Here is a 25984-nt window from a genome sequence, read left to right on the forward strand (position 1 = left end):
TTTTACGCAAAAATGGCTTGCGACACACGGGCGGTGCAGCCGGGCGACGAGGCAGAAAACTGCCTCTTCGCTGCGAAACCTCCGCGAAACCCCTCCGAAACCTTAACGCCTGCCGAACGCTCGCTTCTGCAAAAATCGCATTTCGGAAGGATGACGTGCCTATTCGGCCGCAGGCTCCGGTGCCAGCTTGTCCTGCGTCCGCAAATCGAAATCCGACGCGTCGTGACGCTCGTGAAGCTGGCTGGCCGGGTCGCCCGTCACGCGATTGACCATTCGCCCGCGCTTGACCGCCGGGCGCGCCGCAATCTGATCGGTCCAGCGCTGGACATGTTTATAGTCCTGCACCTGCAGGAACTCGCCGGCGTCATAGACCAGCCCCTTCACAAGCGCGCCGTACCAGGGCCAGACCGCCATGTCGGCGATCGTATAGTCGGTCCCGCCCAGGTATTCGCTCTCCGCAAGCCGCCGGTCGAGCACATCCAACTGCCGCTTCACTTCCATCGCATAGCGGTTGATCGGATATTCCTGCTTGGTCGGGGCATAGGCGTAAAAATGGCCGAACCCTCCCCCGAGAAAGGGCGTGCTTCCCATCTGCCACATCAGCCACGACAAGGTTTCGGCACGCTTCGCCGTTTCGGTCGGCAGGAAGGCACCGAATTTTTCGGCGAGATAGATCAGGATCGCGCCCGATTCAAAGACGCGGATCGGCTCGGAACCGCTGCGGTCGACCAGCGCGGGGATCTTGCTGTTCGGATTGGCACCGACGAAACCGCTCGAAAACTGGTCGCCCTCGCCGATGTTGATCAGCCAAGCGTCATATTCGGCGTCGCCATGCCCTGCCGCGAGCAGTTCCTCGAGCATCACGGTCACCTTGACGCCATTCGGCGTGCCGAGCGAATAGAGCTGCAGCGGATGCTTGCCGACCGGCAGATCCTTGTCGTGCGTCGGTCCCGCGATCGGGCGGTTGATATTGGCAAAGCGCCCGCCGCTTTCCTTGTCCCAGGTCCAGATGCTGGGCGGCACATATTCATTTTGCTCGGTCATCGCGGACTCCATCGTTCAATTTCATACTGACCGGTACTTAAACACGACCGCCCGCGACGTCCACCGCCAATGGCTCAAATAATCCTATCCCGTCGCAAAGCCGAAATGGCGTCGGGATCATATCCCAGCTCCGCGAGGATCGCCTCACCATGCTCGCCGACACGCGGCGCGGGAGAAAGCTCGGCCTTGGCGCTTGCAGACAGCGTGATCGGCGTCCGCACAATCGGCGCCGTGCCTTTGACTCCCGGATACGCCATCGGCTCGACAAGCCGGGCCGCCGCGACCTGCGGTTCCGCCAGCACCTCCGATGGCCGTAGCACCGGCCCGGCGGGAACGCGCGCCGCGCCGAGTTCGGCGATCGCGTCGTCGGTCGTCCGCGCGGCGCACCACTCCGCCATCAGCCCGCTCAATTCGGCGCCATATTCGCCGCGCGCGATGTCCGATCCAAAACGCGGATCGTCGGCAAGTTCGGGCCGTCCGATCAGCGCGGCCCAGCGCGCGAAGATTGGGTTGCCGACCACCTGCGTCATCACCCAGCCGTCGCGCGTCGCGAAAATATCGGTCGGCGCCGAACTGAAGGCGCGGCTGCCCATCATGCCGCGGTCGACGCCGTTGAGGGCATGGTCGATCGTCAGCCCGTTCGAGATGGCGAGCGCGGAGCCGAGCAACGATCCGCTCACCCGCTGCCCCCTGCCCGTCCGTTCGCGTTCGCGCAGCGCGAGCATTACCCCGAAGGCGCAATGGAGCGCGGTCGTGAAGTCGACATAATTGACCTGCGCGCGGGCGGGTGTCCCGTCGGCACCGCCGAGATACACCGCGCCCGACATCGCCTGCCCCACCGCATCGAACCCGACCCGCTGCGCGAGCGGCCCTTCGCTGCCGAACGCCGAAGCGGTAACGAGGATGATCGCAGGATTGAGTGCCGAGAGTGTCGGATAGTCGAGCCCCAGCTTTTCGAGCGCATCGTCGGGCATGTTCGCCACCACGACATCGGCGGTGCGGATCAGCCGCCGGACGACCTCGCGTCCCGCCTCGCTGCCCGGCTTCAGCCCCAGGCTGCGCTTGTTGCGGTTCATCTGGAGGAACATCGCCCCCGACCCGTCGTCGGCGACCGGAACCGAATAGCGATCCTCATTGCCTTCGGGGGCCTCGATCCGGATGACGTCGGCTCCGTAATCGGCGAGCAGCGCGGCGCAATAGGGCCCGGCGATATAACGCCCGAAATCGATGACACGAATTCCCGTTAAAGGCACGCGTTGGCTCTCCCCGAATTCCCGCCAAGCAAGCGGCGATCGCGATCCGCCGCCCGTCGACCCTGCCAGTTCTTCGTCGAAGACTGTCACTTGCAAGTCCGGACTTCAACCATATGGTCGCCCGATAATTTCGACAGGGGATGTTATATGACGCGTTTCACCCTCGCCGTTCTGGCGACACTGGCCTGTTCAACCTCGGTATTCGCACAACAGGCCGCGCCCGCGGCTGCAGCGGCCGATGCAAAGGCGGAAAAGTGGGACGTCAATGCGCCGCCGGGCATGACGACCCGCAAGGTTCCGATTACCGTCGACGAAGGCAGCTGGATGAATGTCGACGTCGCCCCCGACGGCCGTACCATCGCGTTCGACCTGCTCGGTGATATCTATACCATGCCCATCGAGGGCGGCACGCCAACGCGGATCGCGGCGGGACTGGCTTATGAGCATCAGCCGCGCTTTTCGCCCGACGGCCGCCGCATCGCTTTCGTTTCGGACGCTGGTGGCGGCGACAATATCTGGATCATGAAGCGCGACGGGAGTGACCGGCGCCAGCTCAGCAAGGAGGATTTCCGCCTTCTCAATCAGCCGGGCTGGAGCCCCGACGGCCAGTTCATCGTCGCCAAGAAACATTTCACGACGGGGCGCTCGCTCGGGACCGGCGAGGTGTGGATGTATCATGTTTCGGGCGGCGCCGGCGTGCCCTTGGTCAAACGAGTGAGCGAAAAGCATCAGAAGGAGCTCGGTGAACCGGTCTTCGCGGCCGACGGCAAGGGCATCTATTACACGCGCAACGTCACGCCGGGACCGATCTTCGAATATGCGCAGGACAGCAACACCGACCTCTTTCACATCGAACGTTATGATCTGAACGACGGCGAGGTCACGACGGCCGCGTCGGGGGCTGGCGGCGCGGTTCGTCCGACGCCTTCGCCAGACGGCAAGCGCCTCGCCTTCGTTCGCCGCGAAGGCATGGATTCAAAGCTTTACGTCAAGGACCTCGCCTCGGGCATCGAGCGCAAGGTTTACGACGCGCTCGATCAGGATGTTCAGGAAACCTGGGCGGTGACCGGCGTCTATCCGAATATGGCATGGACCCCCGACAGCGGCGACATCGTCTTCTGGGCCGGCGGCAAGCTGCGCCGCGTGAGCGGCAATGGCGGCGAAGCGCGCGTCATCCCCTTCAGCATCAACGACGATCGCGTGATCGTCGACGCAACGCATCCCGCCGTCGAAGTCGCACCCGACAGTTTCGCGACGAAGATGCCGCGCTGGGCCGAAGTGTCGCCCGACGGACGACAGGTCGTGTTCGAAACGCTCGGCAAATTGTGGGTCAAGCCCGCGACCGGCGGCACCGCGCGGCGGCTGACTACGGCAAAAGACGGCGCATTCGAAATGTGGCCGAGCTGGTCGCGCGACAGCCGCTCGGTCGTCTTCGTCCGCTGGACCGACACCGGGCTTGGCGAAGTGCACGTCGTCGGTGCAGGCGGTGGCGCCTCGCGCAAGATCACGGCTACCCCCGGCCATTATGCCGAACCGCGCTTCTCACCCGACGGTCAGACGATCGTCTTCGAGCGCCGGGCCGGCGGCAACCTGACCTCCGAGCGCTGGGGCGACAATCCCGGCATCTATCGCGTCGCGGCTTCGGGAGGCACACCCGATCGCGTCGCCGATAATGGCGCCAAACCCCAGTTCGGTGCGGACAACGACCGTGTCTTCATGATCGTCGTTGCCGACAGCAAAAGCCAGCTCGTCAGCACCGACCTCAGCGGCCAGGACAAACGCGTCCACGCCAATGGCGAACTGGTCAGCGATTACGAGATTTCCCCCGATGGCCGCACGCTGGCTTTCCGGGAGAATTTCGACGCCTATGTCACACCGCTGATGCCCGGCGGGCAGGACGTCTCGCTGGGGACGAAGAGCGGCGCCCTCCCCGTTACCCGGGTCAGCGGCAGCGGCGCCGATTATATCCACTGGTCGAACGGCGGCAGCCGTCTCCACTGGACGCGCGGTCCGACATTGTTCAGCGCCGACCTTGCCAGCTTCTTCGCCACCGCGCCGAGCGACGACAAAGCGCCGAAATTTACCCCGCCCGTCGATGGCGTGTCGCTGTCGATGACACAGACGGCATCGAAGCACAAAGGGTCCGTCGTAATCCGCGGCGCAAAGATCCTCACCATGGCCGGCAAGGATGGCGGCGTCATCGAGAATGGCGTGATCGATATCGAAGGCGACCGGGTCGTCTTCGTCGGTCCCGCCGACGCGGCGAGAAGGCCGTTGCCCGCCGATGCGGTGGTCATCGACGCCACCGGCAAGACGATCGTCCCCGGCTTCGTCGATGGTCACGCGCACGGCCCGCATGGCGACGACGAACTGGTACCGCAACAGAACTGGTCCGAACTCGTCAATCTCGCGATGGGCACGACCACTAGCCACAACCCGTCGTCGCGCGCCGCCGAAATCTTCGTCTCGTCCGAAATGCAGCGCGCCGGGCTGATCCTCGCACCGCGCATCTTTTCGACCGGCGAGGTCATTTACGGCGCCAAGTCGCTGACGAGCTATTCGGAGATCAACAGCTACGACGACGCGCTCGCGCATGTCCGGCGGCTGAAGGCGCAAGGGGCGTACAGCGTCAAGAATTACAACCAGCCGCGGCGCGAACAGCGCCAGATGGTCGTGCGTGCCGCGCAGGCCGAAGGGATCACCGTCGTGCCCGAAGGCGGCTCGCTCTACACGCAGGACGTGACGCTGATCCAGGACGGCAACTCGACCGTCGAGCATAACGTCCCGCTCCACACCTTCTACAAGGATCTGGTGCAGCTCTGGGGCCAGACGCAGGTCGATTATACGCCGACGCTCGTCGTTACTTACGGCGGGCCTGCGGGCGATCCCTATTGGCGCGCGCATACCAATGTCTGGGAACAGCCGATCCTCGCGCGGCATATCCCGCCGACGATCCTCGCCGCCGACAACAAGCGCCGCGTCATCGCGCCGGAAGGCGATTATGTCGACGACGATTCGGCACGCGAAGCCGCCAAGATTGCCGCCACCGGTCGCAACGTATCGATCGGCGCGCACGGCCAGCAGGCCGGCGTGGGCGCGCACTGGGAGATATGGTCCTTCGTCCGCGGCGGCTGGAGCAACATCGATGCGTTGCGCGCCGCGACGATCATGCCGGCAACCGCGCTCGGCTACGCGAAGGATGTCGGATCGCTCGAGGCGGGCAAGCTCGCCGACCTGCTGATCCTCGACGCCGACCCGACGGAAAACATCCGCAATACCGAACAGATCCACCGGGTGATGCTCGGCGGACGGCTCTACGATCCGCTGACGATGAACGAGGCGGAGACAGGTAGCCGCAAGCGCGAGCCCTATTGGTGGGAGGCGGACAAACCATGATCATCCTCGAATCCGGCAATCCGCCGCGATTTTGTGACGAGAGGGTTGCAAGTCGCGCGGGGCGCCGCTAGGGGCGTCTGCCTCAGCGAGGAGAGTTGGCTGAGTGGTCGAAAGCGTCGCACTCGAAATGCGAAGTGCCGGCAACGGTACCGAGGGTTCGAATCCCTCACTCTCCTCCATTTTACCTTGAAATCGACCGGCGGCGGACAGCCGCCCCGGACTTTGCCGGGACGGCTGGCGCGCGTCAGCCCCTGACGCTGAGCAGCGAAGGCGCGGTCAGTGCGCCGACGACCGCCCCGACGATCAGGAACAGCACGATCGCGACGACGACGACCACCACCGTATAGCCGAGCGCCTTTTCCTGCGGCACTTTCATCAGCACCGGCAGGCCGAGGTAGAGAAGATAGAGGCCGTACAGTGCGAACAGCGCCCCGACCAGCGCGAGCGCGGGAAGCAGCCCGAAAATGCCGCCGACCCAGCCCGCGGTCGCCGAATAGGCAGCGACCTTGAGCGCCTGGACCTGATCCTTTTGTCCGCCGAAATTCGGCGCCAGCCCGTCGATGACGAGCGCGAGGATGAAGACGGTCGCGAAGGTCAGGCCATAGGACAGTATCGCCGAAACCAGCGCACTTCCGATCGGCGGGTGATAGGTGATTCCGAAAGCGGTAAATCCGAAAATCTGCCCGCCGATGAACTGCGCGACAGGGCCGATCGCGGCCAGCACGACGACGTAGGGCACAAAGACGGACTGGGTCGTGGCAGGCTCCGCGGCGATGACGGGCCAAGTCTCTTTCGGCTTCAGAATGATATCCTTTGCCCGCTGCACGATGCCCGAAGCCGGGCTGGAGCTATTGGGTGGTAGGTCGGCCATAATGCGTCTCCCCTGATGATGGCGGCCCGCAACCTCATACGGAGATGCGAAGCGGCACGAGCATTTAGCCTGAACGGCCGATACTTCTGTAACCTCGATCACAGCCCGATTCGGCAAACCGCAGCGTGCATGAACTTAACGGACTTGAAACAGGCGTAAACCGCCATAGATTGTTCCTATGACGCCCGAATCCTCTTCCGAACTTCCCAAAGCGGTTACCGCGCCGCTGATCGAACGCGCACGCTTTGCGCCGGGCGATATCGTGCGTCACCGCATGTTCGATTTCCGCGGCGTCGTGTTCGATATCGATCCGGTCTTCGCGAACAGCGACGAATGGTATGAGGCGATCCCCGAGGCCATCCGCCCCGCGAAGGAACAACCCTATTACCACCTGCTCGCCGAGAGCGAGGATTCCTCCTATATCGCCTATGTCAGCCAGCAGAATCTGGTCGCCGACGGCGACGGCGGACCGATCGACCATCCGCAGATCGACGCGATGTTCGACGGGCTCGAACGCGGGCGGTACCGCATCCGGGCGATCCATCGCCACTGATCGGCAAGATCAGGCTTTCAATTTCCAGCCCGACGCGAGCAGGCGATAGGTCAGCACGCCGAGCACGATGTTGACTGCGACCAGCGCCAGCGCCGCGGTGAGGACCGGGTTGGCGATCGTGGAATCGACGGTGCCGATGAAGCCGTAGCGAAAACCCATGATCGCATAATAGACCGGGTTGCCGTGCGCGATCGACTGGAACCAGGGCGCCAATCGGTCGACCGAATAAAAGGTCCCCGACAGCAGCGCGAGCGGGGTGACGACAAAGTTCGTCACCGCCGCCGCATGGTCGAACTTCTCGGCCCAGACCGAGGTAATCAGACCGAGGAAGCCGAGCATTGCGGCACCCAGCACTCCGAACAGCGCCACCGCCCACAAATGGTGGGGGATCACATGGACGCCGGGCCACAGCAGCATCGCCAGCCACAGCGCCAGCCCGACGAGGATCGCGCGGGTGATCGCCGCCCCGATCAGCGCAATGATCAGCTCGCCGACCGCGAGCGGCGGCATCAGATAGTCGACGATCGTCCCCTGAATCTTGCCGACGAGCAGCGAAAAGCTGGAATTGGCGAAGCTGTTCTGCAGCATCGCCATCATGATCAGCCCCGGCGCGATGAAATCGGCGAAGGGCACCCCGATGACCGTGCGCCCGGCGCCGCCCAGCGCAACGGTGAAAATGACAAGGAACAAAAGGGTGGTGATCGCCGGGGCCCAGATAGTTTGCAGCTGCACCTTGAAAAACCGCCGCACCTCCTTGACATATAGGGCCTGCATGCCCGGAACGTTCAGGGTGTGGATATGCGGGACGCCCGGCTCGGCGAAAGCCGGAACTGCGGCGAAATCGCCCGAGTCGGAGTGCGAAATTTGGGGCTGGTCGTTCATGGCGTTCTCGCCTATCGCCTCCCCGATCCTACCGCAAGCTGGGCCGTGACGGAGCCGATCCCGAACCGGATCGCCGAACGGCCCGCGGCGTGGAATGATGAGGAATTGAACATGTCATGGACCGATGAGCGCATCGAAAGCCTGCGCAGCATGTGGGAAAAGGGCCTCACGGCCAGCCAGATCGCCGACGAACTCGGCGGCGTGAGCCGCAATGCGGTGATCGGCAAGGCGCATCGCCTCGGCCTCAAATCGCGGCCCTCGCCCGTGAAGGCGACCGAGAAGGTCGCCAAGGCTCCCAAGCCCGCTGCGCCCAAGCCGGCAGCGCCGCCGCCTGCCCCGCGTGCGGCAGCGCCTGTCGCGCCGCGCCCGGTGGCGCCGGCGAGGCCCGAACCCAAGCCCGCGGTCGACGCGGCGGAAAGCCCCGCCGCCGGCGACGCGCCGCCGAAGCCCGACGCGCCGCGCATCGTCTCGATCGGCCCCGGCGGCTTCATCCGCCAGGGCCCCGGCGATCAGCAGGCGCCGATCCCGCCCGCACCGCCGCGCCGCCTCGTGCCCGCGAAGCCGAGCCCGGAGATTGCCGACAAGACGAGCCTGCTCGATCTCAACGACCGCATCTGCCGCTGGCCGATGGGGCATCCGGGCGAGCCCGATTTCCATTTCTGCGGCGAAGCGGTGAACCCCGGCTTCCCCTATTGCGTCGAGCATTGCGGCCGCGCCTATCAGGCGCAACTGCCGCGCGGTACGCGCCGCCCGCCCCCGCCCCCGCCGTTCGGCGGACCGCGCGTCCGGTGAAGCCCTTCGGGCAGGAGTTCGAATTTGCGCGCATGCTCGGCTTCCAGATGGTCGAGCGTGGCGACGGGCGTTGCACGATGGCGATCGATATCGATCCGGCGCGTCATTTCAGCCCGCAGGGTGCAGCGCATGGCGGCGTCGCCTATTCGCTGGCCGATACGGCGATGGGCGGCGCGCTCACCAGCCTGCTCGGCGACGACCAATGGTGCGCGACGCTTGAAATCAAGTTCAACTATCATGTCCGCGTCGGCGAAGGCCGCCTGACCTGCGAAGCCGAGGTCCTGCACCGCGGCAAGCGCATCGCCAATGTCGACGCGCGCCTTTATCAGGAAGGTCGTCTGGTCAGCAGCGCGAACGGCAATTTCGCGATCTTCGCGGCGCCGGCCGCCGCATAGGGAAAGGCGCCGGATCTTGCGATCCGACGCCTCCTTCCGGCTCCCAAGAGGTCAGAAGCGGAAGCTCACGGTTCCCCGGATGCTGTGCGTCCGGAAATGCGGATCACTGCGCTGGATATCGGTGCCGCCCGCTTCGATCAGGAAGGGGTTGGTCGCCGGGGCGGTGCCCGGGCCGACATTCACCGTATAATCCTTGTCCTTCACGTCGGTATAGAGATACTCGAGGCCAAGTCCGATGTTGTTCGTGACCATGATCTCCGCACCGCCGCCAGCCGAATAGCCCCAGGCATTGGTCTTGCCATTGTCGGCAAAGCTGTTCGCGGTGTTGGTCGTCACGAACTTGTTGTCGAGCCGCGCATAGGCGCCGCCGCCGGTGACATAGAAAAGCGCGCCGCCGCCGGGCGTGTAACCGGCACGCAGACGGGCGCCCGCCTGATAATCGGCCTCACGGCTCATCGTGTAGGCCGCGGGGGTGGTGGAAAAACCCGATACGCTGTCGCGGGCCTCGCTGCGACCGCCTTCGAGGACCGCACCGACGACGAAATTGCCCATGCGGCGGTCATAGCCGACGCGGGCGAAATATTCGGGACCGTCCTTGTCGTTGCGGCAGCCCTGATTGGCGGTGCCGGTCGCGGCGCCGTTACAGAAGCCCGGCGAGAAGGCATTGGCGCCGCCCGAAGTGTTCACGGTGTCACCGTAGGTGCCGTCGAGATCATTGTCGAAGACCAGCGTTTCGCGGCGGTCGTTGCCCTGAACGGTGTAGCCGCCGCCGAGGGCGATATAGGGTCCGTTGAAGTCCTGCGAGGTGTCGCGGCCGCCGCCCGTTGTGTCTTGGGCCATGGCGGGAACGGCAAACGCGCTGACCGCCGCAGCGGCGAGGAGAGAAGTGAATTTCATTGTTATTACTCCACTTTTTGATGACTTTGCAGTCAGGAGCCAAACCCTCCCTCCAATCCAAAGTTCCCCGCCAACCGGGAAATGCGATGAACCGAGCCCGGCGCGAGATATGCCCGAGGCCCTGAAAACCGCGCTTGCCAGCGGCCATTCCGGCCCCCTATAGCCAGCATATGAGTCACGATTTGTTCGACAGCTCCGCCCCCGCGACCGACAGCTACAATGCCTCTCAGATCGAGGTGCTCGAAGGGCTTGAGCCCGTTCGCCGCCGCCCCGGCATGTATATCGGCGGCACCGACGAACGCGCGTTGCACCACCTCGCCGCCGAGGTCATCGACAACAGCATGGACGAGGCCGTCGCAGGCCATGCGAACCGGATCGAGGTGACGCTCGATGTCGGCAATCGCCTGACCATCGTCGACAATGGCCGCGGCATGCCGGTCGACCCGCATCCGAAATTCCCGGGCAAATCAGCGCTCGAAGTGATCCTGACCATGCTCCATTCGGGCGGCAAGTTCGAAGGCAAGGCTTATGCAACGTCGGGCGGTCTGCACGGCGTCGGGGTCAGCGTCGTCAACGCGCTGTCGGTCGATACCGAGATCGAGGTCGCGCGCGGCAAACAGCTTTACCGTCAGCGCTTTTCGCGCGGTACGCCGCTCGCGCCGCTGGAAGAGCTCGGACCGACGCCTAACCGCCGTGGTACCAGCGTGTCCTTCGTTCCCGATCCGGAAATCTTCGGCGAGCATGGCCGTTTCAAGCCGCAGCGCCTCTATCGCATGGCGCGGTCGAAGGCCTATCTGTTCGCCGGCGTCGAAATCCGCTGGAAATGCGCCCCCGAGCTGATCGGCGACGATACGCCTGCCGAGGCGGTGTTCCAGTTCCCCGGCGGGCTTGCCGATCACCTCAAGGAACAGATCGGCACCCGCGAATGCGCGACCGCCGAGCCCTTCGTCGGACGGCAGGATTTCCCCGGCGATCAGGGCCGCGCCGAATGGGCGATCGCCTGGCCGTTATGGTCCGACGGATCGTATAGTTGGTATTGCAACACCATCCCGACGCCTGCCGGCGGCACCCATGAAGCCGGGCTGCGCGCCGCGCTGACCAAGGGCCTGCGGGCATTCGGCGAACTCATCGGCCAGAAAAAGGCAGCGCAGATCACTGCCGAAGATGTCTTCAACGGCGGCGAGATGATGCTGTCGGTGTTCATCCGCGACCCGCAGTTCCAGAGCCAGACCAAGGACCGGCTGTCGAGCCCCGAGGCGGCGCGTTTCACCGAAAACGCGGTGCGCGACCATTTCGACCATTTCCTGTCGGATAATATGGATCGTGGCCGCGCGCTGCTCGGCCTGATCCTCGAACGCATGGACGAGCGGCTCAAGCGCAAGGCGGAGCGCGAGGTCAAGCGCAAGACCGCGACGAGCGCGCGCAAGCTTCGCCTACCCGGCAAGCTCACCGACTGTGCGAATGACGGCCCCGAAGGCACTGAATTGTTTATCGTCGAAGGCGACAGCGCCGGCGGCAGCGCCAAGCAGGCGCGCGACCGCAAGACGCAGGCGATCCTGCCGATCCGCGGCAAGATATTGAACGTCGCCAGCGCCAGTACCGACAAGATCCGCGCCAATCAGGAAATCGCCGACCTCGCCCTCGCGCTGGGCTGCGGCATGCGCAAGGATTGCGACGCCGACCGGCTGCGCTACGAAAAGATCGTCATCATGACCGATGCTGACGTCGACGGCGCGCATATCGCGACCTTGCTCATGACCTTCTTCTTTCAGGAAATGCCCGACATCGTCCGCAACGGCCATGTCTATCTGGCGCAGCCGCCGCTCTACCGCCTCACGGCAGGCAGCACCTCGGCCTATGCGCGCGACGACGAGCATCGCGCCGAGCTCGAGGCGACGATGTTCAAGGGCAAGAAGGTCGAGGTCGGCCGCTTCAAGGGCTTGGGAGAAATGAACCCCAACCAGCTCAAAGAAACGACAATGGACCCGGCAACGCGTTCGATGCTTCGCGTCACGCTGCCGCAGGAATATGAGGAACGCCATCTCGTCAAGGATCTGGTCGACCGGCTGATGGGCAAACACCCCGAGCATCGCTTCCAGTTCATCCAGGCCAATGCCGCGAGCCTCGACGAGGCAGCGATCGACGCCTGAGGAGAGAGCCCTATGCGCAACCGATGGTATGGCCTGATCGCAGCGGCATTATGCGCTGTCTGGCTTCCCATGACCGCGAGCGCGCAAACGCCCGAAACGCAAAGCGCCCAGACGACAGCATTCGACCGGCGCGCAGGCGAACTTGTCGACCTGCTCAACGGCAAGATCGCCTTTGCCGACTATTTCGCGCCTTCCTTCCAGCAGGCTATCCCCGAAGCGCAATTCAAGACGATGACCGCCAGCCTGATCGCCCAATATGGCCGCGCGGTCGCCGTCGAGCACGCGACATCGAAGGACGGCCGGTCGGGAACGCTGCAATTGCGCTTCGAAAAAGGCATCGGCAGCGTGACGCTCGACGTCGGCGCCGATGCCGACGAGCGCGTCATCGGCCTGCGCCTCACCGGGTTCCAGATGGCCGACGACAGCTATGATCGCGTCGCGGCCGAACTCGCCGCCCTGCCGGGCAACACAGGTTTCCTCGTCGCCGAACTCGATGGCGCGGCCATTCGCCCGCTCGCGATGGCAAATAGCGACAAGCAATTCGCCATTGGATCGACCTTCAAACTCTATGTCCTCGACGAACTCGCGGCGCAGATCGCCGCTGGCGAACGCCAATGGAGCGATGTCGCGCCGCTGTCGCACCTCAGCTTTTCCTCGGCCGGTACCGCGAATTGGCCAAAAGACACGCCGGTCACGCTTCAGACGCTCGCCAACTGGATGATCTCGGTGAGCGACAATGGCGCGACCGACACGCTGATCCATCTCCTCGGCCGCGAACGGATCGAGGCACGGATGCGCGCCGCCGGGCATAGCGATCCGTCGCGCAATATTCCCTTCCTGACGACGGTCGAAGCCTTCGCCCTCAAAGGAAATAATTTCGCCGATATCCGCCCCGCTTTTATCGCTAGCGACGACAAGGCGCAGCGCAAACTGATCGATGCGAACCGCGGTCGGCTGGTTCTGGCCAACGTCGACGGGGTCAGCTTCATCGACGGCCCGCGTTTCATCGACAGCCTCGAATGGTTTGCCAGCCCGAACGATATCGCACGCGCCTTTATCAACCTGCGGGCGCGTCGCTCGACGACGCTGATGTCGGTGCTCGCCATCAACAATGGCGTCGGCCCGGCCGCAGGCGAGCCGTGGCGCTATCTCGGTTACAAGGGCGGCTCGGAAAATGGCGTGCTGTCGATGAGCCTGCTCGGCGAGCGCAAGGCCGACGGCAAATGGTTCGTGGTGACCGCAAGCTGGAACGATCCGAAGGCCAACCTCGACGCCGACAAGTTGGTCGGCTTCGTCACGCGGCTGCTGGCGCTCGCCGCGAAATAGGGATCAGGCGGTCAAAGCCGCCACCAGCGCCTTGACCTTGGCCTGCCGCCACTGCGGCGTCGGCGCGACGAGCCAATAGCCGCGCTTAACCGCAAAGGGTTCCTGCACCAGCCGCACCCGGCCCGCCGCGATGTCGGCCTCGGCGAGCATCGCCGGGACATTCGCCTGCCCCAGCCCGTTCGCCGCGGCATCGATCGCCAGCCCCGCGTCGCCGAGCCGCAGCGCCGGCTCGCCATCGTCGACCGGACAGCCCGGCCAGGCGATGCGCGTATCGCTGCCGACGCCGGGCCCCGCGACCGTCACCATCGTCGCGTCGGCCAGCGGCACGCCCTCATGGTCGCCCGCCCCGTCGGTCCAGAAGATCGCGAGATCGAGGTTCGCCTCGGTAAAGTCGATCCCCGCATCGGCCGAAACCAGCGTGAAGCGGACATCCGGCGCCTGCTGGCTGTAGCGGGCAAGCCGCGGCGCCAGCCATTTGGCGGTCAGGTCGCGCGGCGCCGCGATCGTCAGCGACTGCGACGATTGCCCTGCCTGCATCGCGCGCACCGATTCCTCGAACTGCAAGAAGCCCTGCCGCAGCGCGTCGAGTCCGGCATTGGCCTCCCCGGTCAGTTCCAGCCCCTTTGGGGTTCGCCGGAACAGCACGACGCCCAGCATATCCTCGAGCGCGCGAATCTGCTGGCCGACCGCCGCCGGCGTCACCGCAAGTTCGTCGGCGGCACGCGTGAAGCTCAGGTGCCGGGCAGCGGCATCGAAAACGCGAAGCGCGTTGAGCGGCAGGTGGGTGCGCTTCATGACGCGGTCGCAGGCGCCACAAGCGGGAAATGTGGAATGGCGACCAGCATTTCCGAACCGTCACCCATTTCCATCATATAGCTTCCCACCATCGATCCTTCGGGCGTCGGCAGCGGACAGCCCGATACATAGTCGAACGCGCCGCCGGGGCCGATCAGCGGCTGCTCGCCGACGACGCCTTCGCCCTCGACCTCGCTGATCTGGCCACGCCCGTCGCTGATCCGCCAGTGGCGCGTCAACAATTGCACTGCCACGTCGCCGTGATTTTCGACCCGGACATGATAAGCCCAGAACCAGCGTCCCAGCGCCGGGTGCGACTGTTCGGGCAGATAGCTAACCGACACGCGCACCGTGATCGACCCGGTGGTCGCCGCAAAGGGAAAGAAGGAGTCGATCATCACCACGCCAAAGTCGCCTAAAGCCCGACCTTGGTCAATGCCTGCTCCAGATCGGCGATGACGTCGCGCGGATCCTCGAGCCCGATATTGATCCGCAGCATGCCCTCGACGACCCCCATATCGGCGCGCGCCTCGGCGCTGACGCCATAATGGGTGGTCGACGCCGGATGGCAGCAGAGGCTGCGCGAATCGCCGATATTGTTGCTGATGTCGACGAGTTCGAGCGCGTTGAGGAACGCCATCGCCTGCTCGCGGCCACCGTCGAGGATGAAGGAGAAGATTGGTCCGCAGGCTTCCATCTGGCTTTTCGCTAGATTGTGCTGCGGATGGCTGGCCAGCCCCGGATGCAGGATGCGCGCGACACGGCCCTCGATCGCTTTCCCGACCGCGAGCGCATTTTCGGACTGGCGCCGAGCCCGCAGATCGAGCGTTTCGAGCCCCTTCAGCACGACCCACGCATTGAACGGCGACAGGTTCGGTCCGGTGTTGCGCTGGAACGGCAGCAGCACGTCGTTGATGAACTTTTCGCTGCCGCACACCGCGCCGGCGAGCACCCGCCCCTGCCCGTCCATCAGCTTGGTCGCCGAATAGGCGACGACGTCGGCACCAAAATCCATCGGACGCTGGAGCACCGCAGTCGCAAAGGCATTGTCGACGACGCTGGTGATGCCATGCGCCTTTGCCAGCCCGCACACATGCTTCATGTCGACGATATCCATTGTCGGGTTCGCCGGGGTTTCGAAGAAGAAGACCTTGGTGTTGGGCCGGATCGCCTTTTCCCACGCGTCATTGTCGCGCCCGTCGATAACCGTCGTCTCGATCCCGAAGCGCGGACAAAGATGATCGACGAGCCAGCGGCACGAGCCGAACGCGGCCTTCGCCGCGACGATATGGTCGCCCGCCGATAGCTGGCAGAGCAAAGCGGTCGTCATCGCCGCCATGCCCGTCGCCTGCGTGCGGCACGCTTCGGCGCCTTCCATCAGCGCGATACGTTCCTCGAGCATCGCGACGGTCGGGTTCTGCAGCCGCGAATAGGTCATGCCCTGCGCTTCGCCGGCAAAGCGCGCCGCAACCTCTTCGGCACTTTCATAGGTAAAGCCGGAGCTCAGGAAGAGCGCTTCCGACGTCTCGCCATGCTCGCTGCGCCACGTCCCGCCGCGTACCGCCTGCGTCGCCGGATGCCAGCTCTTCGTCTTGTTGCGATCGAAACCCGTCGTCTTCTTCATCTCGTCACCCGTTCAAAGCTGCCACGACCGCATCACCCAGCGCCGCCGTGCCCAGAGTACCGCCGAGATCGGCGCCGCGGCATCCATCGGCGAGGACTTTTGCCACCGCCGCCTCGATCCGCGCCGCACTCGCTTCGTCGCCGCCCGAATGGCGGAGCAGCATCGCGAGCGACAGGATCATCGCCAGCGGATTGGCGATGCCCTTGCCGGCAATGTCAGGTGCGCTGCCATGGATAGGCTCGTACAGTCCCTGCTTGCCCTCGCTGAGCGAAGCCGAAGCGAGCAGCCCGATCGACCCGACACACATCGACGCCTGATCGGACAAGATGTCACCGAACAGATTGCCGGTGACGACGACGTCGAACTGGCCCGGATTGCGGACCAGCTGCATTGCGGCATTGTCGACATACATATGGCTGAGCGCCACATCGGGATAGTCGGCCGCGACCTCGATCACCACATCGCGCCAGAGCTGCGAGGTTTCGAGGACGTTGGCCTTGTCGACCGAGCATAGCCGCTTCGCCCGGCCCTGCGCGGCGCGGAAGGCGACATGCGCGATGCGCCGCACCTCGCTCTCGCTGTATGACATGATGTCATAACCCTCGCGTTCGCCGCTCTCGGTCGTGCGCGTGCCCTTTTCGCCGAAATAGACGTCGCCATTGAGTTCGCGGACGATCAACAGGTCGATCGCCGAGGCAACCTCGGGGCGCAGCGTCGAGCTGTCCTCCAGACCGGCAAACAGCTTCGCCGGGCGCAGATTGGCGAACAGCCCGAGTTCGGAGCGCAGCCCGAGGATCGCCTGCTCGGGCCGCAAATGGCGCTCGACATTGTCGAAACGCGGATCGCCGACCGCGCCAAAGAGAATGCCGTCGGCCGCCTTGGCCTTGGCGAGCGTTTCGGGCGGCAGCGGATGGCCGGTCGCTGCATAGGCCGCCCCGCCGACCAGCGCGCGGTCGAGCGTCACCGGCAGCGTAAGCGCCGCAAGCACCTTCTCGGCCTCCGCCATGATTTCCGGACCAATGCCGTCCCCGGCCAGCAACAGGATCTTCAACGCTTCGCCCTTTCCTATCTCGCCAGCCGCTTAGGGAGCGGCGGCGAGTCACGCAACCGCCCTGTTGAGGCGGTCGATCAACCGTGCCCTTACGGCAAGCAGGTCGCGGTTGCGGCCTTCGAGCAAATCGCGGTCGAGAAAGAGGCCCGTAATGACCAGCCCGTCGATCACATCGGCGAGCGACGGATCGACATCCGCGCCGCGCAAAAAGGGCGGCAGGCGGAGCAGCCTTTGTTCATAACCGGCCGCTGCGCCGACACTCACCGCGCCGCCCGACTTCGGGCTGACGAACGCCAGATCATCGGCTGTACCGGTCACCACGCATTCGTCGAGATTGAGCCCGAAACCGAGTTCGGCGAGCAGCAGCAGTTCGTATCGCGCCAGCGCCGCCGCCCATTGCCGCGCCGACGGCGCGACGCCGATCGCGTCGAGCACCGCGGACAATGCCGCGTAAAGCGCCGGATAGGGCTGGCTTTCGGGAAGGATCGCCGCGGTCACGCTCGTCAGCCAGTCGATCGCCGCCGCCGCCAGCGGTTCGGCGAGCAGCGGCGCCCGGCTCGCAAGCAGCTCTGCTGTCGCCCCGGCCAGTTGCTCCTCGGTCCGTGCCCGCAGTTCGAGCGCCACCAGATTGCCGGGCACCAGGATCGGCCGGACCCGCCGCGACCGCGCGCCACGGACATAGCCCGCGACTAGCCCTGCCTCGGCGGTCAACGCCCGCACGATCGCGCCATGCTCGCCATGCGTGCGCACCGCGCAAACGATGGCTTCGGCGGTCAGGCTGGCCAAAGCACCATCTGCGTTTGCGTCACCAGCGCGACCTCGGCGCCCTCTTCGGTGCGAATCCGGGTCTGCCACACCGACACGCGCTTACCGACCTTCACCGGCGTGGCTTCGCCGACCAGCATCGCGCCGACCGGCCCGGCGCCGAGGAAATTGGTCTTGCTCTCGATCGTCGTCGTGCCGCTCGCGCCCTCGGGCAGCGTCAGGAAGGCGCCGACCGCGCCGAGGCAGTCGGCAAAGGCCATGATCGCGCCGCCGTGGACGATATTGCCCGCGGTGCAGATTTCGCGCTGCACCAGCAGCTTGCCGGCGACGCGCTCCTTGCTGCCCTCGTGGATCATCACCCCCAGCGTTCCCGCCAGCGGCATCACCGCCGCGAAATCCATAGGCCTTCCTCTCTCAGCTTCCCGGATGATAGAAATCATAGACGGCCTGCGCGACCGCCGCGCTGACCCCCGGCGCCTTGCGCAGATCTTCGAGGCTCGCGTTGCGCACCGCGCGGCCGGTACCGAAATGCATCAGCAGCGCCTTCTTGCGCGACGGACCGATCCCCGGCACCTCGTCGAGCGGCGACGAACCCATCGCCTTCGCGCGCTTCTGCCGGTGCGCACCGATCGCAAAGCGATGCGCTTCGTCGCGCAGCCGCTGGATGTAGAAGAGCACGGCATTGTTCGGCGGCAAGGTGAATTCGCGCCCGTCGGGCAAATAAAAGGTCTCGCGCCCGGCGTTGCGGTCGGGACCCTTGGCGACTCCGACATAGGGCAGGTCGTCGATGCCCAGTTCGGCGAACACCGCCGATACCACCGATACCTGTCCCTTGCCGCCGTCGATCAGCACCAGATCGGGCCATTCGCCCTTTGTCCGCTCGGGGTCTTCCTCGATCGCACGCGCAAAGCGGCGCTGGAACACTTCGCGCATCATCGCAAAATCGTCGCCCGGTTGGGTTTCCAACCGCTTGATGTTGAACTTGCGGTACGCGCCCTTGATCCAGCCCTCGGGCCCCGCGACGACCATGGCGCCCAGTGCATTAGTGCCCTGAATATGGCTGTTGTCGTAGATTTCGATGCGCTGCGGCGGCTCGTCGAGGTCGAAAAGATCGGCGAGTTCGCGGCCCAGCTTCGCCTGCGAGCTGCTTTCGGCCAGCCGCCGGTCGAGCTCCTCGCCCGCGTTGCGGACAGCCTGTTCAAGCAGACGACGACGGTTGCCACGCTGCGGCACGCTGATCTCGATCTTGCGCTCGGCCACCGCGCCCAGCGCCTCCGCCAGCAACGCGCATTCGGCAGGTTCGCGGTCGACAAGGATCAGTTTCGGCGGCGGGACGCCCTCGTAAAACTGCATCAGGAAGCTTTCGAGCACCTCTTCCTCGGGCACACCCGACACGTGCGCGGGGAAGAAACTGCGATGCCCCCAATTCTGCCCGCCACGAATGAAGAAGCCCGCGATACAGAGTTGCCCGCCCTTCGCAGCCAGTGCAAACACATCGGCATCGCCGAGGCCATCGGCGTGGACCGACTGGCTGCCCTGAATGAAGGTCAGCGACTTCAGCCGGTCGCGCAGCACCGCGGCCTGCTCATAGTCCATCGCGTCCGCGGCGCTGGTCATGGCGTCGCCGAGCCGCTTCTGGACGGCGGTCGAGCGGCCTTCGAGGAAATCCTGTGCATCGCTCACCAGCCCGGCATAATCCTCCTTCGAGATGCGATCGACGCATGGCGCCGAGCAACGCCGGATCTGGTACAGCAGGCACGGCCGCGAGCGGTTGGCGAAGAAACTGTCGGTGCAACTGCGCAGCAGGAAGGTTTTTTGCAGCGCATTGAGGGTCCGCGCCACCGACCCCGCGCTCGCGAACGGGCCGTAATAGCGCCCCTTGGCCCGCCGCGCCCCGCGATGTTTCTGCACGCGCGGAAAATCATGATCCATGCGCAGCAGGATGAACGGAAAGCTTTTGTCGTCGCGCAGCAGGACGTTGTACGGCGGGCGATAGCGCTTGATCAGTTGCGCCTCGAGCAACAGCGCCTCCGCCTCGCTCGTCGTCGTGATGATCTCCATCGCGCGCGTCTGCGACACCATGCGCTGCAACCGCTGCGGCAGTTTGGCGACCTGTGTGTAGTTGGTGACGCGGTTTTTCAGCGCCCGCGCCTTGCCGACATAGAGCACGTCGCCGCGCGCATCGAGCATGCGATAGACGCCCGGACGCACCGGCAATTTGCGCACGACACTACGGATCGCTTCGGCACCACGCTCAAGGTCGGGCTTGTCGCCCTCCTCGCCGCCGCCGCGGACGACATAGGTCGCTTTCTCTTCGTTGAATCGGTCGGGAGCATTCGGGCGAACCATGATTTTGCATGTAGGCGAAGGCGATCCGCCTCGCCATAGTGTCGGAGGTAAAACGACATAGGAGGGGTCTTATGGATGTTCGCGGCAAGCTGGCGCTCGTAACGGGCGGCAGCGACGGAATCGGGCGCGAAATCGCGCTGCAACTGCAGGCCGCGGGCGCGCAGGTGATCGTCACCGGGCGCTCGGCGGAAAAATTGCAGGCGATGGCGGCGCTGGGCTTCGGCACGATCGCCGGCGATCTTTCGACGCCCGCCGGGGTCGATGCGGTCGTCGATGGCGTCGCGGGCAAGCCGCTCGCGCTGCTTGTCAACAACGCCGGGGTCGGCAGCGAATATGAACTCGACGACCCGGCCTCGCTGGCTAGCGCTGCGGAGTGTATCCGCACCAATCTAGACGCGCCGGTCGCGCTTTGTACGCGGCTGTTACCTACCCTGCGCGCACAGCCCGAGGCCGCCATCGTCAATGTCACCTCGGGCCTTGCCATCGCGCCGCGCGCGGGCGGTTCGATCTATTGCGCGACCAAGGCGGGCCTCCGCAGCTATACGCAGGCGATCCGCCACCTGCTCAAGGACAGCAACGTCCGCGTCATCGAGGCGCTGCCGCCGGTCGTCGAAACCAATATGACCGCCGCGCGCGCGGGCAAGAAGATGAGCGCACATGATTGCGCCGCCGAGATCGTCCACGGTATCCGCACCGGCAAGCGCGAGGTCAACGCCGGGATGGTGAAGCTGCTTCAGTTCGTCCACAGCATCTCGCCAGCGCTTGCCCGGCGGATCATGATCGAGTTTTGACTTGGGGCTTTTTGGCTCAACCTACCTTCGTCATCCCGGACTAACGGAGAAGGAGAAGGCTGAGATCGGCCGAAATCGACCTCAATCGCCGATCATATAATCGGCGATGCCATAGCAATGGCTCGCCTGATACGCGTTCCGGCCCCGGTTCATGTGCGTCAGATTGAACCTCCGGATCGCACGCAGCACCCGATTGGAGCCCATGAAGGGGCGGGTCGATGCGGCGCCGCGCACGTTGACGATGAATATATCGGCGCCGCGCGGAAAATAATGGCTCACATCCTCGGGCGCCGCGACGGCCCCCTCCAGAAACGCCTCGTCGAGACGGTCCTGCATCACCGAACTGTCATCGGTGAAATCCGACAGGTGGACGATGAAGCGTGACCGGATGCCCTCGCCGTCCGCATAGAGGGTGAACAGTTCCATCCAGCTCGCATTGACGCGGACCAAGGGCTTGTCCGATGTCGACGGAAGACACGAAACCGACCAATATTCGCGTTCGGTCCGCCGCGGCATCGGGATGCGGTTCGCGCCATACAATCCGAGGACGTCCAGAACCTCCTGCGCCTGCAGGCGCTGCAGCAGCTTTTCGACCCGCGCGGCATATTTGAACCGTTGTTCGAGCAACTCCGAACGCGCATCGGCATCGCCCAGATCGGCCTTGCCCTCGATCCAGTCCTGCTGCTCGTCGAGATCCAGAAACTGGCGCAGACCGATGGCGCCGCGGCGTGCCTTGTTGCTCATGCCCAATACCTAGCAGGTCGGGGGCCACACTGTCAGGGAATCGCGTAAGTGACGTTCGCCTGACCTACCGGTTTGTCGGCATCGTCGGCCCAGATGCGGATATCCATCACCGCGAGCCGCTTGCCGAGCCGCAACAGATGCGCGTCGGCAAACAGCGGTCCGGGACGGCACGGCCGCAGGAACTGGTAATTGAGCGCGCTGGTCACCGCCATCGCAACCGGACCGATATGCGCGAGGACGAGGGCATAGGCCGCCATGTCGGCAAAACCCATCTGCGTCGGGCCCGAGATCAACCCGCCGGGGCGCAGCGCCTTGTCGGTGGGATCGAGCCGCGCCCGGACATGTCCCGGTACGACGGACACGACATGGCCGCGCGAGCCGGGTTCCGACTGCGGGAAGGCCTCGGCCATGAAGACGTTGAGCGCGTCCGCATCCAAACGGATCGCGCCCGACGATATGGGCACCGAGGTCGCAACCGCCTCCCCCGCCATTGCGATCAGCGCGTCAACTTCTTGTACGACGTCGCGTGCGGGCGCGTCGCATCGTCGCCGAGGCGGCGGATCTTGTCCTCTTCATAGGATTCGAAATTGCCTTCGAACCATTCGACATGGCTGTCGCCCTCGAACGCGAGGATGTGCGTCGCGAGGCGGTCGAGGAAGAAGCGGTCGTGGCTAATGACCACCGCGCAACCCGCGAAATTTTCGAGCGCTTCTTCGAGCGCCGCGAGGGTTTCGGTGTCGAGATCGTTGGTCGGTTCGTCGAGCAGCAGCACGTTGCCGCCCTGCTTCAGCATCTTCGCCATATGGACGCGGTTGCGTTCACCGCCCGACAACTGGCCGACCTTCTTCTGCTGGTCGACGCCCTTGAAGTTGAAGGCGCCGACATAGGCTCGCGTCTGCATCTCGTGCTTGCCGATGTTCATCAGCTCGTGGCCGCCCGAGATTTCCTGCCAGACATTGTTGTCGGGGTTCAAATCGTCGCGGCTCTGGTCGACGAAGCCGAGGCGGACGGTGTCGCCGATCGTCACCTTGCCGCTGTCGGGGGTTTCCTGTCCGGTGATCAGCTTGAACAGCGTCGATTTACCCGCGCCATTCGGCCCGATCACCCCGACGATGCCGCCGGGCGGCAGCGAGAAGCTGAGGTTCTCGAACAGCAGCTTGTCGCCATAGGCTTTCGAGATGCCCTCGACCTCGATGACCTTGCCGCCGAGGCGTTCGGGAACCTGGATGACGATCTGGGCCTTGCCGGGGATGCGCTTTTCCTGTGCTTCGACGAGCTGGTCGAAGCTCTTGATACGCGCCTTCGACTTGGCTTGGCGCGCCTTGGGCGATTGCCGGATCCATTCGAGCTCGTCCTTGATCGCCTTCTGGCGACCGGCATCCTCGCGCGCTTCCTGTTCGAGGCGCTTGCCCTTCTTCTCCAGATAGGTCGAATAATTGCCTTCGTAGACGAAATAGCGGCCGCGATCGAGTTCGAGGATCCAGTTCACGACATTGTCGAGGAAGTAGCGATCGTGGGTGACGAGGATGACGTTGCCCGGATAGTCGACGAGATGCTTTTCGAGCCACGCGACGCTTTCGGCGTCCAAATGGTTGGTCGGTTCGTCGAGCAGCAGGATCGACGGCTTTTCGAGCAGCAGGCGGGTGAGCGCGATGCGGCGACGCTCGCCGCCCGAAAGATTTTCGACGCTCCAGTCGCCCGGCGGGCAGCGCAGCGCTTCCATCGCGATTTCGAGCTGGTTATCGAGCGTCCAGCCATCGACCGCGTCGATCTTTTCCTGCAGCGAGCCCATTTCCTCCATCAACGCGTCGAAATCGGCGTCGGCGGGCGGGTCGGCCATCAGCGTGCTGATCTCGTTGAAACGCTCCATCATGTCGGCAACGCCGCGGACGCCGTCCATGACATTTTCCTTGACGGTCTTGGTCGGATCGAGCTCGGGCTCCTGCGCCAGATAGCCGACGGTGATCCCCTCGCCCGGCCACGCTTCGCCGGTAAATTCGGTGTCGATCCCCGCCATGATCTTCATCAGCGTCGACTTGCCCGTGCCGTTCGGGCCGACGATGCCGATCTTGGCATCGGGATAGAATTGCAGGCTGAGGTCCTTCAGCGTCGGCTTTTGCGCGCCGGGATAGGTCTTGTTCAGACCCTTCATCACGAAACTATATTGGGCGGCCATGGAAATGCTCCGGTATGGGCTGGGCCACAGATGCGCGGCCGGAAGAGTTGGGCGCCGGTTAGCGAATGGGCGCGGGCTTGGCAATCGGCGCTTGCACCCGCGGGTCGGACCGTTACGACAGCGGCATGAAAACTATGCCTTCCTTTGCCCGCCTTGCCGGGATTGCCACCCTTCTCTTGACCACCGCCAGCGCCTCGGCATCGCTCCCGCCACCGCCTACAGCAGTGGACCTCGCGCAGCGCGGCGACGACATCGCATGGTCGATCACCGAGGATCTGACGACCGAGATCGGCCCGCGCATGGCGGGTACCGAGGCGGAAGCCGCGGCGCGGCGCTGGGCGGCCGCGCGACTGCAATCGATGGGTTTCGCCAACGTCCGCGAAGAACAGTTCGATATGCCCGTCTGGGTGCGCGGTGCGGAGGAAGCGTCGTTGACCAGCCCCTTCCTGCCCCAGAAGCTGGCGATCGCCACGCTCGGCAACAGCGCTTCGACCGGACCAAAGGGAATCGAAGGCGAGATCGCCTATTTCGCGACCTATGACGAGCTGGTCGCGGCCCCTTCCGGGCAGGTAAAGGGCAAGATCGTCTTCATCGACCATCAGATGAAAGCCGCGCAGGACGGCAGCGGCTATGGCCAGTATGGCCGGGCGCGCTTTACGGGCGCCAATGTCGCGGCGAAGAAGGGCGCGGTCGCGGTCGTGATCCGCTCGATCGGCACCGACAGCCACCGGGTGCCGCACACCGGCGGGACCAATTTCGAAGCGGGCGTCACGCCGATCCCCGCCGGCGCCCTGTCCAACCCCGACGCCGACCAGTTGGTACGGCAATGGCATCGCGCGCAGCGCCTCGCCAATCCCGCCACGGCGAATGAAGATGCAGAGCCGCTTCGCATGAAGCTGGTCCTGACGCCGCGGAACCTCGGCACGAAACATTCGGGCAATGTCATCGCCGAAGTGGTGGGTAGCGATCCTGCCGCGAGCCCGGTCATTATCGCCTGCCATCTCGATAGCTGGGACCAGGGCACCGGCGCGATCGACGATGCCGCGGGCTGCGGCATCATTACCGCTGCCGCGAAGCATGTGATGGCGGCCGGCCAGCCGCGCCGGACGATCCGGCTGCTGTGGGCGGGCGCCGAAGAGGTCGGCGTGTTCGGCGGCAAGGCCTATTTCGAGGCGCATGGGAGAGAACAACACGCCGTGGCGATGGAATCCGACTTCGGCGCCGACCGGATCTGGCGGGTCGACTTCAAGCTGCCCGACAGTGCCAAGTTACTCTCGCATCGCATCGCCCTCGCCGTCGCGCCCTTCGGCGTCACGATGGGCCAGCATCCCGCCGGCGGCGGCGCCGATGTCGGCGCCCTGATCGCAGCGGGCGTACCGGCGCTCGACCTGCAACAGGATGGGACACGTTACTTCGACCTGCACCACACGCCCGACGACACGCTCGACAAGGTCGACCCCGCCCAATTGCGGCAGAATGTCGTGGTCTGGACGGCAGTTCTGGCGATTCTCGCCAACAGCAGCGATGCCGAGTTGCCATGATCGTTTCAACTAAATGACAGAATTCCGAGCCCGTCGGCCATCTCAATTATTTTTGTTGACGATTCATGCGGAACGGCTAAATCCCGCCGCTCGCGGTACGGGAAGTTTTCCCGGACGCGGAAAGGCATTTTAGGGAGCCCACACATCATGAAGAAGTTTGCTGCTATCGCCGTTGCTGCCAGCATGTTCGCCCTCGCCGCTTGCGGTGAAAAGGCTGCTGAAGAAGCCACCACCGACGCCCCGGCTGCTGAAGCTGTTGCGGAAGAAGGCGCTGACGCCGCTGCTGCTGGCGCCGACGCCGCTGCCGCTGGTGCCGACGCTGCCGCTGCTGGCGCCGACGCTGCTGCCGCTCCGGCCGCTGACGCCGCTGCTGCTCCGGCTGCCGACGCTGCTGCCGCTCCGGCTGCTGACGCCAAGGCTGCTGCTCCGGCTGAAGAAAAGAAGTAAGTCGCAGCCCTTCGGGGCAATGACTGAAACGAAAAGGGACGGCCTTCCTTCGGGAAGGCCGTCTTTTTTTGTTTGGCTTCCGCCATCCGGAACGGTCGGGTGCCGCCATGCGTCCATTCGGCGAGCCTAAGGATGGAGACGC

Annotated in this window: 24 protein-coding genes and 1 tRNA gene; 10 read left to right on the forward strand and 15 right to left on the reverse strand. The window is 64.7% G+C overall.

What is annotated here, in order from left to right:
• Window positions 1-159: 159 nt before the first annotated feature.
• Entirely contained in the window at window positions 160-1044 is an 885-nt protein-coding gene (gene yghU / locus AN936_RS08965; RefSeq protein ID WP_054590183.1) for a glutathione-dependent disulfide-bond oxidoreductase, read from the reverse strand.
• 74 nt (window positions 1045-1118) lie between these two features.
• Complete coding sequence (locus AN936_RS08970; RefSeq protein WP_054590184.1) at window positions 1119-2297, reverse strand: CaiB/BaiF CoA transferase family protein; 1179 nt, start codon at window positions 2295-2297, stop codon at window positions 1119-1121.
• Window positions 2298-2444: 147 nt separating this feature from the next.
• Between AN936_RS08970 and AN936_RS08975 the strand changes: the two genes are divergently transcribed.
• Window positions 2445-5693, forward strand: a complete 3249-nt coding sequence (locus AN936_RS08975) for an amidohydrolase family protein (protein WP_054587858.1) — start codon at window positions 2445-2447, stop codon at window positions 5691-5693.
• An 89-nt stretch (window positions 5694-5782) separates the two neighbouring features.
• Window positions 5783-5872 (forward strand) — tRNA-Ser (locus AN936_RS08980).
• 65 nt (window positions 5873-5937) lie between these two features.
• Here the strand turns inward: AN936_RS08980 and AN936_RS08985 are convergent.
• Window positions 5938-6564: a Yip1 family protein gene (locus AN936_RS08985; RefSeq protein ID WP_054587859.1), complete on the reverse strand. Its 627-nt coding sequence runs from the start codon at window positions 6562-6564 to the stop codon at window positions 5938-5940.
• 178 nt (window positions 6565-6742) lie between these two features.
• On the opposite strand from AN936_RS08985, the gene hspQ reads away from it, so the two are divergent.
• Window positions 6743-7117 carry a heat shock protein HspQ gene (gene hspQ, locus AN936_RS08990; RefSeq protein WP_054587860.1) on the forward strand — a complete coding sequence of 125 codons (375 nt, stop codon included), beginning with the start codon at window positions 6743-6745 and terminating at the stop codon, window positions 7115-7117.
• 9 nt (window positions 7118-7126) lie between these two features.
• Here hspQ and AN936_RS08995 read toward each other — a convergent pair whose 3' ends face one another.
• Window positions 7127-7999, reverse strand: a complete 873-nt coding sequence (locus AN936_RS08995; RefSeq protein WP_054587861.1) for an ABC transporter permease — start codon at window positions 7997-7999, stop codon at window positions 7127-7129.
• Between the two features lie 111 nt (window positions 8000-8110).
• Here AN936_RS08995 and AN936_RS09000 point away from each other — a divergent pair, with 111 nt between their 5' ends.
• Both AN936_RS09000 and AN936_RS09005 read left to right on the forward strand, forming a co-directional pair.
• Window positions 8111-8791, forward strand: a complete 681-nt coding sequence (locus AN936_RS09000; protein ID WP_054590185.1) for a GcrA family cell cycle regulator — start codon at window positions 8111-8113, stop codon at window positions 8789-8791.
• Entirely contained in the window at window positions 8788-9186 is a 399-nt protein-coding gene (locus tag AN936_RS09005) for a PaaI family thioesterase (RefSeq protein ID WP_054587862.1), read from the forward strand. The genes AN936_RS09000 and AN936_RS09005 overlap by 4 nt, the downstream gene beginning before the upstream one ends.
• Window positions 9187-9237: 51 nt before the next feature.
• On the opposite strand, the gene AN936_RS09010 is transcribed toward AN936_RS09005, so the two are convergent.
• Complete coding sequence (locus AN936_RS09010) at window positions 9238-10083, reverse strand: outer membrane protein (protein ID WP_054587863.1); 846 nt, start codon at window positions 10081-10083, stop codon at window positions 9238-9240.
• Window positions 10084-10253: 170 nt separating this feature from the next.
• Here AN936_RS09010 and parE point away from each other — a divergent pair, with 170 nt between their 5' ends.
• Entirely contained in the window at window positions 10254-12233 is a 1980-nt protein-coding gene (gene parE, locus AN936_RS09015; protein WP_054587864.1) for a DNA topoisomerase IV subunit B, read from the forward strand.
• 12 nt (window positions 12234-12245) lie between these two features.
• On the forward strand, window positions 12246-13559 hold the full coding sequence (locus AN936_RS09020; RefSeq protein ID WP_054587865.1) for a serine hydrolase: 1314 nt from the start codon (window positions 12246-12248) through the stop codon (window positions 13557-13559).
• Window positions 13560-13562: 3 nt separating this feature from the next.
• Here AN936_RS09020 and AN936_RS09025 read toward each other — a convergent pair whose 3' ends face one another.
• From AN936_RS09025 to uvrC, 7 genes are read right to left on the reverse strand one after another with little or no spacing between them, the layout of a single operon-like run.
• Window positions 13563-14354 carry a LysR substrate-binding domain-containing protein gene (locus tag AN936_RS09025; protein WP_054587866.1) on the reverse strand — a complete coding sequence of 264 codons (792 nt, stop codon included), beginning with the start codon at window positions 14352-14354 and terminating at the stop codon, window positions 13563-13565.
• Entirely contained in the window at window positions 14351-14752 is a 402-nt protein-coding gene (gene apaG, locus AN936_RS09030) for a Co2+/Mg2+ efflux protein ApaG (RefSeq protein WP_054587867.1), read from the reverse strand. Before apaG ends, AN936_RS09025 begins: the two co-directional genes overlap by 4 nt.
• Before the next feature lie 17 nt (window positions 14753-14769).
• Window positions 14770-15978, reverse strand: coding sequence for a trans-sulfuration enzyme family protein (locus tag AN936_RS09035; protein ID WP_054587868.1), 1209 nt, complete (start codon window positions 15976-15978; stop codon window positions 14770-14772).
• Between the two features lie 4 nt (window positions 15979-15982).
• Window positions 15983-17029: a 3-isopropylmalate dehydrogenase gene (gene leuB, locus AN936_RS09040; protein ID WP_054587869.1), complete on the reverse strand. Its 1047-nt coding sequence runs from the start codon at window positions 17027-17029 to the stop codon at window positions 15983-15985.
• 48 nt (window positions 17030-17077) lie between these two features.
• Window positions 17078-17815 carry a DNA repair protein RecO gene (gene recO / locus AN936_RS09045; protein WP_054587870.1) on the reverse strand — a complete coding sequence of 246 codons (738 nt, stop codon included), beginning with the start codon at window positions 17813-17815 and terminating at the stop codon, window positions 17078-17080.
• A complete protein-coding gene (locus AN936_RS09050; protein WP_054587871.1) occupies window positions 17803-18195 on the reverse strand; it encodes a PaaI family thioesterase in 393 nt (130 codons plus the stop codon). Before AN936_RS09050 ends, recO begins: the two co-directional genes overlap by 13 nt.
• Window positions 18196-18208: 13 nt before the next feature.
• Entirely contained in the window at window positions 18209-20143 is a 1935-nt protein-coding gene (uvrC, locus tag AN936_RS09055) for an excinuclease ABC subunit UvrC (protein ID WP_054587872.1), read from the reverse strand.
• A gap of 71 nt (window positions 20144-20214) precedes the next feature.
• Here uvrC and AN936_RS09060 point away from each other — a divergent pair, with 71 nt between their 5' ends.
• Window positions 20215-20934, forward strand: coding sequence for an SDR family oxidoreductase (locus tag AN936_RS09060; protein WP_054587873.1), 720 nt, complete (start codon window positions 20215-20217; stop codon window positions 20932-20934).
• 81 nt (window positions 20935-21015) lie between these two features.
• On the opposite strand, the gene AN936_RS09065 is transcribed toward AN936_RS09060, so the two are convergent.
• The 3 genes from AN936_RS09065 to ettA are packed head-to-tail and all read right to left on the reverse strand — an operon-like array spanning window position 21016 to window position 23854.
• The gene (locus AN936_RS09065) at window positions 21016-21678 is read right to left on the reverse strand and encodes a hypothetical protein (RefSeq protein ID WP_054590186.1); all 663 of its coding nucleotides are present in this window, start codon (window positions 21676-21678) and stop codon (window positions 21016-21018) included.
• Window positions 21679-21710: 32 nt separating this feature from the next.
• Window positions 21711-22169 (reverse strand): PaaI family thioesterase, encoded by a 459-nt coding sequence (locus AN936_RS09070; RefSeq protein WP_054587874.1) that lies wholly within the window; start codon window positions 22167-22169, stop codon window positions 21711-21713.
• A gap of 5 nt (window positions 22170-22174) precedes the next feature.
• Complete coding sequence (ettA, locus tag AN936_RS09075) at window positions 22175-23854, reverse strand: energy-dependent translational throttle protein EttA (protein ID WP_054587875.1); 1680 nt, start codon at window positions 23852-23854, stop codon at window positions 22175-22177.
• Between the two features lie 134 nt (window positions 23855-23988).
• Between ettA and AN936_RS09080 the strand changes: the two genes are divergently transcribed.
• Both AN936_RS09080 and AN936_RS24075 read left to right on the forward strand, forming a co-directional pair.
• On the forward strand, window positions 23989-25395 hold the full coding sequence (locus AN936_RS09080; RefSeq protein WP_149037775.1) for a M28 family peptidase: 1407 nt from the start codon (window positions 23989-23991) through the stop codon (window positions 25393-25395).
• A gap of 205 nt (window positions 25396-25600) precedes the next feature.
• On the forward strand, window positions 25601-25972 hold the full coding sequence (locus AN936_RS24075) for a hypothetical protein (protein WP_158500071.1): 372 nt from the start codon (window positions 25601-25603) through the stop codon (window positions 25970-25972).
• Window positions 25973-25984 lie beyond the last annotated feature (12 nt).

Source organism: Sphingopyxis macrogoltabida (genome assembly GCF_001307295.1).
In the GTDB taxonomy this organism is placed as follows: domain Bacteria; phylum Pseudomonadota; class Alphaproteobacteria; order Sphingomonadales; family Sphingomonadaceae; genus Sphingopyxis; species Sphingopyxis macrogoltabida_B.